The organism is Arthrobacter sp. Bi83 (genome assembly GCF_918698095.1).
GTDB lineage: Bacteria > Actinomycetota > Actinomycetes > Actinomycetales > Micrococcaceae > Arthrobacter.
On record NZ_CAKKLY010000028.1, the window covers coordinates 1 to 12,524 of the forward strand.

Below are 12,524 nucleotides of genomic sequence, written 5' to 3' on the forward strand. Positions count from 1 at the left end.
GGCACTGCCGGGGCAGGCACTGCCGGTGAGGGCACTGCGGGACGTGCCGGCGCGGGCGCCGCCGGCGCGGCTGGGGCGGGCCTGGCAGGCGCAGGCGCAGGCGCCGCAGGCTGCGCTGGAGCCGGTGCCGCCGGAGCAGCCTTCTGCGCGGAGGCGCCGGTCTGGCTTTCCTGTGCCGGCTGGGGGGACGCCGGCTGATTGGATGCGGGCCCGTTGGACGCCGAACTGGCAGCCGCAGGCTGATCCGCTGCGGCCTGCTGGGCTGCTGCGGTTACCGCGGCGAGGCGTGCCTGCTGCCGCTGGCGGTCCAAGGCATCAACCCTGGCTGATTCAAGCGCCGCCGTGGTGTGCCTCAGCGAGGCGAGCTGGCCGACCAGGACTGTCCGCTGCGCCGTCGCATCGGACACTGCTTTCAGTTGCGCTGCGTTGGCCTGTTCGGCCTCGGCCTTGAGCGATTCTGCGGTCTTCGCAGCGTCGTCTGCCGCGCGCCGGGCATCAGCCGCGGCCGCGGTAAGTGATTCTGCCGCGGAAGCGCTGTTCACGGCCGTTTCGAAGGCGCGGCTGCGGCCGGCGGAGAGGGCCTGCAGCGTGGAGGCCTGTTGCAGCACATCGCCCTTTCCGGTGACCAGGCTGCTCAGGGCCGGGTTCAGCCCGCCATTGCGGTATAGATCTCCCGCCAGCTGGCCGATCTCCTTGCGGCTCTTTGCCTGATCCTTGTCCGCTGCCTCGGCACGGGCGGTCGCCTCCGCCGCGGCATCGCCGCGTATGCGCAGCTCCACCAGCGCGTCGCTGTACGCGTTGTTCGCTTCGAGGGTTCGCGCAAAGGTGCCCTCCTGGGCGGCGGCCGCATCGGCAAGGATGTGCTCAATGCTGGTGACCTCCTTTGCCGTCGTGCGTTCACTGGACTTTGCAGCGGCGATGTCCTCGGGAGAGGGGACTTTCGGTGACGCCGGAACCGTGACGGCGGCGGCGAGAGCGGACGGCGCTTGGTCAGCCTGCGCCGGCCCCGCGAGGGTTCCAAGAAGGACGACGGCGGTGCACAGCACGGCCGCCTTGCGGCCGGGACCGGACAAACTCATTCGCAAACCTCGCAGCATCTAGGGCCGGGACGAACGAGTAGGGAGGCGGCACGGAAGTGCCCCTCTGCAGATCACCCAGCAGCACTGAGGCTACGTGCCAATAATCACTTTGGCAACACGAGTCACATCAGCATCCTAAACAACACGAGAGTCATTCTGTCGGATTTTGGACGTGCGTGTTGCGCCAAGGGCGGGACTCGAGCCGCCGTGCGCTCAGGCGTGCTGGTGCGACTCGTGCTCGGAGTGGCTGGCGGGTTCGAGCTGGAACGTGCAATGTTCGGTGTCGAAATGCGAGCCGAGGCAGGTGGTGAGCTTGTCCAGAACCTGGTCAGCGCCGCGCGCACTCAGGACCGCGTCCTCGACCACCACATGCGCAGAGAACACGGGCACACCGGAGGTGATGGTCCAAATGTGGATGTCGTGGACGGCAACCACGCCGGCCACGGACAGGATATGTTCGCGGATCATCCGCACTTCCACGCCCTTCGGCGTGGCCTCCAGCAGGACATCCACCACATCCCGCAGCAGGTGCCAGGCGCGGGGCAGGATCATCACGGCAATCAGCACGGACGCGATGGTGTCCGCGGCCCGGAAGCCGGTGAGCATGATTACAAGTGCTGCGGCGATGACCGCGAACGATCCCAGCAGGTCGCCCAGCACTTCCAGGTAGGCGCCGCGCACATTGAGGCTTTCCTTCTGGGCGCCGCGCAGGATCAGCAGGGACGCAAGGTTGGCCGCCGCGCCGAGGATGGCCGCATACAGCATGATGTCCGTCTGGACGTCCGGCGCGGACCCGATCCGGCGGATGGCCTCACTGAAGATGACCACCGAGATGACGACGAGGATGAGGGCATTGGCCAAGGCGGCGAGGACCTCGGCACGCTGGTAGCCGTAAGTCCGCAGGTCGCTGGCCGGGCGGGCGGCGATCCACGCCGCCAGGAGGGCGATGAAAATGCCGGCGGCGTCGGAGAGCATGTGTCCGGCGTCGGCCAGCAGCGCCAGGGAGCCTGACAGGGCTGCTCCGATCACCTGGACGAGCACCACGGCCACTGTGATGGCCAGAACGGCGATCAGTCGGTTGCGGTGCTTGCCCGTCGCCGTAAGGCCGTGGGAATGGTTGTGGTCGTGTCCCATGCCTACAGGCTAGTCCCAACCGAGCTCGTGGAGCCGCTCGTCGTCGATGCCGAAGTGGTGGGCGATCTCGTGGACCACCGTCACGGCCACTTCGTCCACCACGTCCTCGCGCGTGGAGCAGGTGTCGAGGATGGGCTGGCGGTAAATCGTGATGCGGTCCGGCAGGGAGCCCGCGTCCCACCACGAGTCGCGTTCCGTCAGCGGGACACCCTCATAGAGACCCAGCAGAACGGTGTCCGGGTCCTCGCCCGGCTGCGGCGTGTAGTCGTCCTCGATGAAGACCGCCACGTTGTCCATGGCCCGCGCCACATCGGCCGGGATCCGGTCCAGGGCGTCGCTGACAGCCGCTTCGAAATCAGTCTCTGACATGTCGAAGCCAGAGGAATCGCCGGCTCCGTCAGGAACGATGGGAAGTCCTGGCGGCAGGTTTGCGGGCATATCCAAACTCTAGCGGGATCTCCTCCGCGTGAGCCCCACGCCCACCAGGCAGATGGCGCCGCCCACGAGCCCCCATACCGTGGGGATTTCGCTCAGCACGAGCCACGAGATCAGCACGGTGGTGCCAGGTACCAAGTATGTGGTGGCCGCCAGCTTTCCGGCGTCGATCAGGGAAAGGGCGTAGGCCCATGTGGTGAACGCAATGGCGGTGGGGAAGATGCCGAGGTACACGAGGCCGAGCGTGGCCGGCAGCGGCGCCGCCTGCAGTTCGGTCACCAGCTGGCCACCGAAGGGCAGGCAGCACAGGAACCCCACCATGATCCCGAACCAGGTGGCCTGCGCGGCGGGGAACTTCCGCAGCACCGGCTTCTGGACGATGACGCTGACGGCGGCGAGCGCAGCAGCGAGGAGGCAAAGAAGCACGCCGGCCACATCCGCCGTCGATCGTTGCCCCGAACCCAGCGCGATCACGGCAACGCCACCGAACGCCACGAGGCTTCCGATGATCAGCCAGCGCGGGAACCCCTCCTTGAGGATGACGCCGGCCATAACCGCGATGAGAATGGGGTTGACGTTGATCAGCAGGGCGCTGGTTCCGGCGTCGAGGAGATGTTCGGCGGCGTTGAGGGCCACGTTGTAGCCGCCGAACCACATCACGCCGTAGGCCAGGATGGGCCACCACTCGCGTCCCCGCGGCAGCACGCGGAGTTTGGGCAGGACCAAAGCCCCTAGCACGACGGCGGCGATCGCCAGCCGCCCAAGCGTCAGGGATCCGGGGGAGAAGCTGGGTCCGACGGCGCGGATGCCGACGAACGCGGAGGCCCATAGGACCACCGTGATGACGACGGCGGCGACACCCAGTTTGTTGACTGGCCCCCTGGCCGGGTTATCCGGTGTCGGCGCACCGTGAGGCCGTGAAGCATCGCCGGTCGCGGAGGGGGCAGGGGCGGGTGCAGCTGACGGAGATCCCTTGTGGGGACGTGCGGGCTGCATGGGGCTGGTGTCGGCGGTGGTTGCCATGGTGCCAATGTAGTCCTGTTCCACGTTCCAGGGCTGGCGGAAATCGGTCACGTCTAAACGAGAAACTGCCAATTTTCGGCAGCCCACTCCGGGGCCTCCGAAGTGTCATCCCGGCCAATTTTGGATTTCCCCGGGGTAGGCCCTATAGTTTTAGAGGTCCAGTTCGGAGCAACTCGGAGGGACAAAAACGAATGGCTTCGGCCCTTTATTTTTGCCCTGAATGAGCCGGATTGAGTTCAGGCCCCCATCGTCTAGCGGCCTAGGACACCGCCCTTTCACGGCGGCGGCACGGGTTCGAATCCCGTTGGGGGTACGCAAGGAAGTGGTCAAACCGGGTGTGAAAGTCTGGTAGGCTAAAGGCCTTGAAAAATTGCAGTAGCGATACTGTGAACAGCAAGAAACAAGCAAGGCCCTGTAGCGCAGTTGGTTAGCGCGCCGCCCTGTCACGGCGGAGGTCGCGGGTTCAAGTCCCGTCAGGGTCGCTCTGATTGCCAGAAGAAATTCCGGCTCTCATGGTGACATGTCACCTAGGCTCTGTAGCTCAGTTGGTAGAGCGTTCGACTGAAAATCGAAAGGTCACCGGATCGACGCCGGTCGGAGCCACCACTGGGAAGCACCAGTTCTTCGGAACTGGTGCTTTTCTTCTTTAACCCCGCGACCTCTCTAGCGCCCCACAAGCGCTCCGAAGACGCGCGGGTGGTCCAGGGTCGGGCGAAGTCGGGTGGCGCCAAATCGTTGCCGTGCATCTGTGCGGTTCGCGCGTCCTCAGCATGCGCCGGCCCTCCCTCACGGCCGCTTGTAGCTCCGCGGGGTGTGGACCACTCCGCCCTGGAGATCTTCGCGAACGCCAAGCCGCTGACGGCATGCGCCTGCCCGACACACGCGCCTGCCCGACACCGGGCGGGGGTACTGTTCGGGCTCCTCCACTGGAGGGGTGCAGCTGCGCCAACTGGATGCGTGGCGGATGACAACTATCTTCCATGATCCCCGTCACCACTCCCCGTGATGTCGATTGCTCCGTAACGGCCCTTTTCCAGACCGAATAGGGCCGTTACGGAGCAGCGGTTGGGTAAACGGACAGTGGATGACGAAAAGAAATCATATTTGTTAAGCAACATTTGACTCGGATATGTGATCGTGGCACGCGCGCGCCAACGGAAGATGTAAGCGCTTGCACAAATTATGGGCTGGGCCGGCCGCACTCCGAAAACCGTGTTGAACTCGGGTGACAACGTTGTCTACCGTTGAATGTGGGCCGGGAAAAGCACAAACCTTCCGAGCCATCCAAGCGGGGTTCTACCCAAACCCCGCTCTCCCTCGACACAACGGCGTCCTCGACGACGCATGCCGTGTCAGCGAGGCCTCCGGAGTGCGGGGGACAGGGCGTCAGCCCGTCTTCCACGAAATTTATCTCCGCGAGAAGAGCAAAAAATGCACAAGCACCCCAACACCACCCGGATGCTGCGGTGGCGACCAGCCGCCGCAGCACTGGCGGCCGCTGTCGCTGCCACGGCTTTCCTGGCAGTTCCCTCGGCGCAGGCCAACGAGCCGTCGGATCCGCCGTCGAACACCCAGATGCCGGCCCCCGCCCCGGGCTTTCCGCTGCCGACCAAGCACACGCAGAAGGTGCACGATCCGGCGTCTGACTTCACCTCGAAGTGGACCCGCGCTGATGCCAAGCAGATCATGGCGCAGAGCGACTCCACGGTAAAGCCCGGCCAGAACTCCATGAGTCCGGACGTCACCATGCCGGAGATCCCCCAGGATTTCCCGGCCATGAATGACGACGTGTGGGTTTGGGACACCTGGTCCCTGACCGATGAGCACGCAAACCAGATCAGCTACAAGGGTTACGACGTGATCTTCTCGCTGGTCGCCGACCGCCACGCAGGCTACGGCTTCGACCAGCGCCACTGGAATGCGCGCATCGGCTACTTCTTCCGCAAGACCAACGCTGACCCGGCCAAGGACAAGTGGAACTACGGCGGACACCTGTTCCTGGACAACACCTCCATCGGCAACACCGAATGGTCCGGTTCCACCCGGCTCATGAAGGGGAACGAGGTGAACGTGTTTTACACGGCCACCACGTTCTACGACGTCAAGGAGCGCAACTCCGGCGGCGGTGGAATTGCCCCTGACGCCGTCATTGCCAAGGCGCTGGGTAAGATTCACGCCGACAAGAACGGCGTCACCTTCGACGGCTTCAAGCACACCAAGCTGCTGGAGCCGGACGGAAAGATGTACCAGAACAAGGCCCAGAACCCGGGCTTCGCGTTCCGGGACCCCTACACCTTCGCCGACCCGGCACACCCCGGCAAGACCTACATGGTGTTCGAAGGCAACACCGGCGGAACCCGCGGCGACTACAAGTGCAAGGACGAGGACCTGGGCTACGCTCCCGGTGACCCCAACGCGGAGAAGCGTGACGAGGTCAACAGCAAGGGCGCCTACTATCAGACTGCAAACGTCGGCCTGGCAGTAGCAGACAACAAGGACCTGACCAAGTGGCACTTCTTGCCTCCTGTCCTCTCCGCCAACTGCGTCAATGACCAGACTGAGCGCCCGCAGATCTTCATCCAGAATGAAGGCGGCAAGAACAAGTACTACCTGTTCACCATTAGCCACCAGTTCACCTACGCGGCTGGCATGCGCGGCCCGGACGGCGTCTACGGCTTCGTGGGCAACGGCATCCGCTCCGACTACCAGCCGATGAACAACAGCGGCCTCGCCCTGGCTTCCCCGACGGACCTGAACCTGCCGTCGGAATCCCCGGAAGCGCCGACCCCGAACCAGAACGGCCGCCAGTTCCAGGCCTACTCGCACTACGTGCAGCCGGGCGGACTGGTCCAGTCCTTCATCGACAACGTGAACGGCGTCCGCGGCGGTTCGCTGTCGCCCACCGTGAAGATCAACTTCCGGGACGGTGTCTCCAAGGTTGACCGCAGCTTCGGCCAGAACGGCCTCGGCCCGTTCGGCTACCTGCCCACCAACGTCCGCGTTGGCGGCGAAGGCCACTACAAGTAACGCCGGGCTCACCCGTAGAACGGCAACACTGCAGTAAATCGGCGGAGGCGCCCGGACCAGTTCCGGGCGCCTCCGCTGTTAAACACCTGCGCCTCGTACGCCCCGTCAGCCAGAAACCTTGGGCTGTCAACTTGGAAAGCAGGGTGTCGCCCCGGCTAGACTCGCACGCCGGGGGACACACGGCCGGCGCCTCCGCCGGCCAGACAAGGCCGCCGTTCGGCGGCGGAACCGATCCAGGAAATGTGAACTGTGAAAAACTTTGCCCGTCCGCTGACCGCCGCCGCCGTCTTCGCCACTGTGGCACTGACCGCCTGCTCCGCCCCGACAGCCGGCAGCGCGCCGTCGCCGTCCTCTTCTCCAGACAGTTCCGGCTCTTCGAGCAACCCCGCCGCGGCGCCGAGCGCGGGCACAACATCCGGAGCTTTTGGAGGCTTCGCCACCGCCGCGGAGGCATGCACCACGATTTCCCAACAGGCCACCGGTGCCTCCCTGCTGCCTCTGTCCGCTGCCCAGGGCAAGACCGCGGAACTTGAGCAGAAGAAGGCGGAGCTGAGTGAAACGGCGGAACGCGTCCCGGAATCTCTGAAGGCAGACTTCGCCAGGCTTAATGAAGTGGCCGTGGCCGGGCTGAGCGACCAGACGGTGTATTCCAGCGGTAAGTTCCAGGACGCCATGGCCCCCGTGACCAAATGGCTGGCCAGCAACTGTTCCTAGTTTTAGTTCCTAGTTATAAAGGGTGCTTCCTGAGGTCAAGGAACGGTGCCGGAACGGAAGGGCGAATCGCGGCTCTACCCCTGACGATGTCGGACCTAGGGGATAGGGTTGTGATCAACGGAAGGGGAGCGCCTGATGGAATACCCGAACACGGATCCTGCCGGCACGCGCACACAAACGGCCCTCAGTCAGGCCGGCGGCAGCGGCCGGACGGTCATCTCTGAAACGGCAGTAGCCAAGGTGGCCGGAATCGCCGCCCGCGCCGTGCCAGGGGTTTACTCCCTGGGCACCGGTTCCTCCAGGGCGCTGGGGGCCATCCGGGACGCGGTAGGCAGTTCAGACCACGCAGCGGGGGTACATGCCGAGGTTGGCGAAACCCAGGTCGCGGTTGATATCACCCTGGTCGCGGCGTACGGCACGCCGCTGCACTCCCTGGCCAACCAGGTCCGGGCCGCCGTTTATTCGGCAGTCGAGAAACTCGTTGGCCTGCAGGTCATAGAGGTGAACGTCGAAATCACCGATGTCTATATTGCCCCGCCGGTGAAACCAGCAGGGGCAGCGGCGGCAGCTGAGAGGGAGGCGATCCTGTGAGCCTGACGGTCGTGGGAATCGGAATCGGCGCCTTCGTGGCGTTCATGTCGCTCCAGTTCGGCCTGTGGGGGTTCCTGATTTCCCTCCTGTTCATGGGCATAGGTGCCCTTCTGGGCCGCGCCGCAGAAGGGAAACTGGACCTGCGCAGCGTCATCGATGCCCTCAGCGGCCGGCGCTCCTCATCATGAGCGCGGAAGCCGGGGCGGCTCCCAGCCAGCTCTACAACGGCCACAACCGGATCAGCACCCAGGCCCTGACCAGCCTGGCCAAGGCTGCAGCCGGTGACGCCTTGGGGATTCCGCCGCACGACGTCCGCGCAGACTGGTCGGACGACGACGGCCTGCTGGCCTTGTCACTGGTCACGCCTATCAAGATTCCCGCCCTGACTGCTGTCCTCCGCGACCCGGCACGGGTGCCGGCTTTCGGTGGCTCCATCTGGGACAGGGCCATTGCCGCCAAGTCCGAGATCCTGGCCAGGGTCACCGAACTCAGCGGTGCTCGGCTGAGCAGGGTGGATATCCGCATCAGCGGTGCCCACGTCACGGAAAGGGGCCGGGTCCGTTGAGCTCCGTCATCGAACAGCAGAACCCAACCGGCGAGGAGCCGGCGGATGCCTCCGGCGGGCCGGGCCACTCCGCGTCGTTGGACATGCGCCGGATCCTGGACCGGGAAACCCATTCCTCCCGCGCTGCGGCGGCAGGGATCGCCGCCACCCTCGTCATCCTCTTCTGCCTCTACGCACTCCTCGAATCGGCTGTCCGGGCCGTCGGCCAGCCGCCCTGGCTTGTCGATCCCCAGACGGCAGCCGAACGGATCGTTTCGCTTCCGAACGGCATTCCGCCCCTCCTGCTGGGGGTTACCGGCGCAGTGGTCACGGCTGCGGGCCTCTTCTTTTTCCTCAGCGCCATACTGCCCGGGCGCCGGGCACGGCACTTGCTGGACGACCCCCGGGTGGCCGTGGTGGTGGACGACGAAGTAATCGCGTCCGCCCTGGCCCGCCGGGCGCGCCTCGCGGCAAACGTCACGTCGGAGCAGGTAATGGTGGTGGTATCCCAGCGGCAGGCCGTGGTGAATGTCCGCCCGACCTCCGGTGTACCGGTGAGTGAGAACGCCGTCCGCGAAGCAGTTGAGGACGAACTTCGCTCAATGGCGCCGATTCCCATGCCTGCGGTGCGGGTTAATCTGGCGACGTCGGGGGTGATTGGCGCATGAACAACACGCCCCGGCTGCTCAACAGGATCCTCATCGGCATCCTCGGCCTCAAACTGTTGGCTGTTGGCATCCTGCTGATGCTGCTGGCCACTGTTCCCGCCGTTGGATCCTGGTGGCAGTCCTGGTCAGGAGACGTCTGGGACGGCGCCAACCGGCTCTTTGACGGCACGAGGTTCCCTGGCCGGCAGGAAAGCTGGGTCTGGATTGTCCTGGCCCTTGCCCTCGTGCTGCTGATCGTCCTCATGGTGGCCTGGGTCGCCCAGCAAGGGAAAGGACGTGCCGATCTTCTGCTGGCCGCCGAAGATCCCGGCAGCGTTCCCGGAGACGTGCGGATCGGCGGCGGTGTCGCAGAACAGGCACTGAAGAATGCGCTGGCTGAACGTCCCGATCTTGCCGGCGCCACGGTCACCACCTACGAGGTCCGTGGGCAGCCAGCCCTGAAGATCCGGCTGCATCCGAGGCCCGGAGTCGCCCCGCACACACTCACGGCGGACACGTCAGCACTGGTCGCGGCCTTGGAAGCGGTCGTGGGCCAGAAGACTCCCGTGCTGGTGCATGTTGCCGCCGGAGCCCGCAGCCGCTTCAGCCGTGCGGAGCGCGTCCGCTGAATGTGACCTCCTGCAGGTCCGGCCGCGTTCCCGTTTGGTGCAGGCACGCCTTGGCCATAGTTTTGAAGAGCGAGGCGTGGTTGTCCATTGCGGCAGCCACGGCCCGTATCCGGGCCCAACCGCCCGGCCAAGCCCGTCGATGAAGGAGAACACTGTGAGCGAAGACGTAACAGGAAACCAGGCTGCCAAGGACGGACTCGAAAACGCTGTGGGCCATGCAAAGGAATTTGCGGGCGACGCTGCCGAAAACGTCAAGGAGTTCGCGGGCGAGACCGCTGAACACGTCAAGGAATTTGCCGGTCAGGCGGCGGGGAGTGTCAAGGAATTCCTCGCCGGAGACGTGGCGGAAAATGCGAAGGAACTCGCCGGCGATGTAACCGAGAACGTCAAGGGCTTCGGGGCCAAGCTTGCCGGGCTCTTCAAGGGCGGCAAGTAGCCTTTTCGCGAGTCACTCGCGCCCGGCGCCGTGGTGCCCCGGCACCCCGGGCAGGCTTACCGGGCAGCGTCCGGTCTGTGCTACCACCATTCGCGCCGGATAAAGGCAGAAGAGCGCTGCGTTCCCCGCGGAACGCAGCGCTCTTCGGCCTAACGCGGCACTCTTGTCCTCGGCGTCCGGCTATCCCGCCACGAGGTAAGCTGCGCTGTTCGGCACAATAACTGCTGCGTCAGTCACGGCTTCGGCCGCAACGGAGGCGGCCGTCCCGGCGCCCGCGGGTCCGGCCGCACTCGACAACACCACGCGGTAGCCATCCGGAACGGGCGTCGGCTCGGCTGCCATGTTGGCCACCACCAGGATGCCCCGGTTCTGGAACGCCAGGACGCCGAGTTCGGGGTCATGGATGTCGGCCCAGCAAAACGATCCCGAGCCCAGGCCATGGCTCTTGCGCAGCGACAGCGCGGATCGGTACAGCTCCAGCGTGGAACCCTCGACGCCGTCCTGCAGGTCCGCGGCCAGCTCGCCGAAGGACGCCGGCTGGGGCAGCCACGGCTCGGCGGGCTGGCGGTGACCTGCCCCGCCGTCTGACGATCCGCCGTCTGATGATCCGCCGTCGGGCGTTCCGCTGGGAGGTGCCCCCTTGGAAGGTGCTCCGCTGGAAGGTGAAACGGCCGCCGTGTAGGCCTCGGCGAATCCGAAGCCGGGCTCGCCGGACTTCCACGGCAGCGGAACGCGGCACCCATCGCGTCCCCGCTCAACTCCGTTGGTGCGGAAGAATGTCGGGTCCTGGCGCGCGTCCGCCGGCACGGTGGTGTGCTCCGGCAGGCCCAGTTCCTCGCCCTGGTAGAGGTAGGCCGAACCTGGCAGCGCCAGGGATACGAGCGTGGCCGCACGGCCGCGCGCGAGTCCCAGGGCGGCATCAGGCTGCTCGTCCTCGGCCGCGATGCCCTTCGGGAAGGTGGTGGGGTCCGCAAGTCCGAAGCGGGTCGTGTGCCGCACCGTGTCATGGTTGCTCAGCACCCACGTTGTCGGTGCGCCGACCGAAGCGGCTGCCTCGAGCGACTCTTCGATGGCTACGGCCATGCGCTGGGCGTCCCACCCGGCCAGGAGGAAATCGAAATTGAACGCCTGCTGCATTTCGTCCTTCCGGATATAGCGGGCGAGGCGCTCCGCAGGCTCCACCCAGGCTTCGGCGACCAGCATGCGGTCACCGTCATACCCGGCCAGCACGCGGTTCCAGTCGCGGTATATGTCGTGGACGCCGTCCTGGTCAAAGAACGGCGACGGCGGATACAGCGGCGACACCGGCTGGTGGTCCAGGGCCTCCCCGGGCGCATCGAGCACGGCTACTTTCGCCCCGACGGCGTCATCCGCGCCGGCGCTGCCGGCCGCCAGGCTTGCGCGGTGGGCTGTGTGCGGTTCGACTGCCTCCGGGTGGGCGCCGGGGGCGTCCGGAAGATGCCGGCCCTCGGACGAGCCTTCCACCATGGCGGCCACGCCTTCCCAGTCCGGGAGCCCGGCCTCCTTGACCATTCCGTGGGCCACGTCCACACGGAAGCCGTCCACGCCGCGGTCCAGCCAGAAGCGCAGCACGGATCGCATTTCCTCCTGGACCTCAGGGTTTTCCCAGTTGAGGTCCGGCTGCTTGGTGTCGAAGAGGTGCAGGTACCAGTCGCCGGGGGTTCCGTCCGCGTTGGTGGTCCGCGTCCAGGCCGGCCCGCCAAAAATGGACTTCCAGTTGTTTGGGGCCGTGTTCCCGTCGCCGGAACCCTCCGTTTCGTCCTTCCCCGGCCTGAACATGTAGCGTTCCCGCGCGGCTGAGCCGGGCTCCGCAGCCAGGGCCTCCTGGAACCACACGTGTTCGTCCGAGGTGTGGTTCGGCACCAGGTCAACGATGACCTTCACGCCCAGGCCGTGAGCCTCGTGTAACATTTCGTCGAAGTCATCGAGGCTGCCGAACATCGGGTCCACCTGGCGGTAGTCGGCCACGTCATAGCCGGCATCCGCCTGCGGGGATTTGTAGAACGGCGACAGCCAGACGGCATCGACGCCGAGCTTCTTCAGGTACGGTAGCCGCGCGGTGACGCCCAGGAGATCGCCCATGCCATCGCCATTGGCATCGGCGAAGGAACGGGGATAGATCTGATAGACGACTGCGCTGGCCCACCACGTCCCGATGTCGGAACCGGGCGTTGAAATCGGGCGGTGGCTCATGGTTGCCTCTCCGGTAACAATTAGGTGTAAACGCTTGCATTTGTTCCGGCA

General features: G+C 65.7%; 13 protein-coding genes and 3 tRNA genes. 11 read left to right on the forward strand and 5 right to left on the reverse strand.

Annotated elements, in window-relative coordinates:
• The 4 genes from LQ144_RS13830 to LQ144_RS13845 all read right to left on the reverse strand — a co-directional run.
• The coding region (locus LQ144_RS13830) for a glycoside hydrolase (RefSeq protein WP_230119282.1) at positions 1-1,079 on the reverse strand (1,079 nt) is incomplete at its 3' end.
• Positions 1,080-1,292: 213 nt separating this feature from the next.
• Positions 1,293-2,213 carry a cation diffusion facilitator family transporter gene (locus tag LQ144_RS13835; RefSeq protein WP_230119283.1) on the reverse strand — a complete coding sequence of 307 codons (921 nt, stop codon included), beginning with the start codon at positions 2,211-2,213 and terminating at the stop codon, positions 1,293-1,295.
• Positions 2,214-2,222: 9 nt separating this feature from the next.
• The gene (locus LQ144_RS13840) at positions 2,223-2,651 is read right to left on the reverse strand and encodes a metallopeptidase family protein (protein WP_230119284.1); all 429 of its coding nucleotides are present in this window, start codon (positions 2,649-2,651) and stop codon (positions 2,223-2,225) included.
• Between the two features lie 9 nt (positions 2,652-2,660).
• Entirely contained in the window at positions 2,661-3,671 is a 1,011-nt protein-coding gene (locus tag LQ144_RS13845; RefSeq protein WP_230119337.1) for a DMT family transporter, read from the reverse strand.
• A 240-nt stretch (positions 3,672-3,911) separates the two neighbouring features.
• On the opposite strand from LQ144_RS13845, the gene LQ144_RS13850 reads away from it, so the two are divergent.
• The 11 genes from LQ144_RS13850 to LQ144_RS13900 all read left to right on the forward strand — a co-directional run bounded on the left by LQ144_RS13850 (position 3,912) and on the right by LQ144_RS13900 (position 10,259).
• Positions 3,912-3,984, forward strand: a tRNA-Glu gene (locus LQ144_RS13850).
• A gap of 95 nt (positions 3,985-4,079) precedes the next feature.
• Positions 4,080-4,153: transfer RNA gene (locus tag LQ144_RS13855), tRNA-Asp, on the forward strand.
• A 48-nt stretch (positions 4,154-4,201) separates the two neighbouring features.
• Positions 4,202-4,277: transfer RNA gene (locus tag LQ144_RS13860), tRNA-Phe, on the forward strand.
• Between the two features lie 825 nt (positions 4,278-5,102).
• Complete coding sequence (locus LQ144_RS13865; protein WP_230119285.1) at positions 5,103-6,698, forward strand: glycoside hydrolase family 68 protein; 1,596 nt, start codon at positions 5,103-5,105, stop codon at positions 6,696-6,698.
• Positions 6,699-6,947: 249 nt separating this feature from the next.
• Positions 6,948-7,412, forward strand: a complete 465-nt coding sequence (locus LQ144_RS13870) for a hypothetical protein (protein ID WP_230119286.1) — start codon at positions 6,948-6,950, stop codon at positions 7,410-7,412.
• Between the two features lie 135 nt (positions 7,413-7,547).
• Positions 7,548-8,003 carry an Asp23/Gls24 family envelope stress response protein gene (locus tag LQ144_RS13875; protein WP_230119287.1) on the forward strand — a complete coding sequence of 152 codons (456 nt, stop codon included), beginning with the start codon at positions 7,548-7,550 and terminating at the stop codon, positions 8,001-8,003.
• Entirely contained in the window at positions 8,000-8,191 is a 192-nt protein-coding gene (locus LQ144_RS13880; protein WP_230119288.1) for a hypothetical protein, read from the forward strand. Before LQ144_RS13875 ends, LQ144_RS13880 begins: the two co-directional genes overlap by 4 nt.
• Positions 8,188-8,568, forward strand: coding sequence for a hypothetical protein (locus tag LQ144_RS13885; RefSeq protein ID WP_230119289.1), 381 nt, complete (start codon positions 8,188-8,190; stop codon positions 8,566-8,568). The genes LQ144_RS13880 and LQ144_RS13885 overlap by 4 nt, the downstream gene beginning before the upstream one ends.
• An 83-nt stretch (positions 8,569-8,651) precedes the next feature.
• Positions 8,652-9,215: a DUF6286 domain-containing protein gene (locus LQ144_RS13890; protein ID WP_230119338.1), complete on the forward strand. Its 564-nt coding sequence runs from the start codon at positions 8,652-8,654 to the stop codon at positions 9,213-9,215.
• Complete coding sequence (locus LQ144_RS13895; protein WP_230119290.1) at positions 9,212-9,823, forward strand: hypothetical protein; 612 nt, start codon at positions 9,212-9,214, stop codon at positions 9,821-9,823. The genes LQ144_RS13890 and LQ144_RS13895 overlap by 4 nt, the downstream gene beginning before the upstream one ends.
• 154 nt (positions 9,824-9,977) lie before the next feature.
• Complete coding sequence (locus LQ144_RS13900; protein ID WP_230119291.1) at positions 9,978-10,259, forward strand: hypothetical protein; 282 nt, start codon at positions 9,978-9,980, stop codon at positions 10,257-10,259.
• Positions 10,260-10,439: 180 nt separating this feature from the next.
• Here LQ144_RS13900 and LQ144_RS13905 read toward each other — a convergent pair whose 3' ends face one another.
• The gene (locus tag LQ144_RS13905) at positions 10,440-12,473 is read right to left on the reverse strand and encodes a glycoside hydrolase family 13 protein (protein ID WP_230119292.1); all 2,034 of its coding nucleotides are present in this window, start codon (positions 12,471-12,473) and stop codon (positions 10,440-10,442) included.
• Positions 12,474-12,524: the final 51 nt, after the last annotated feature.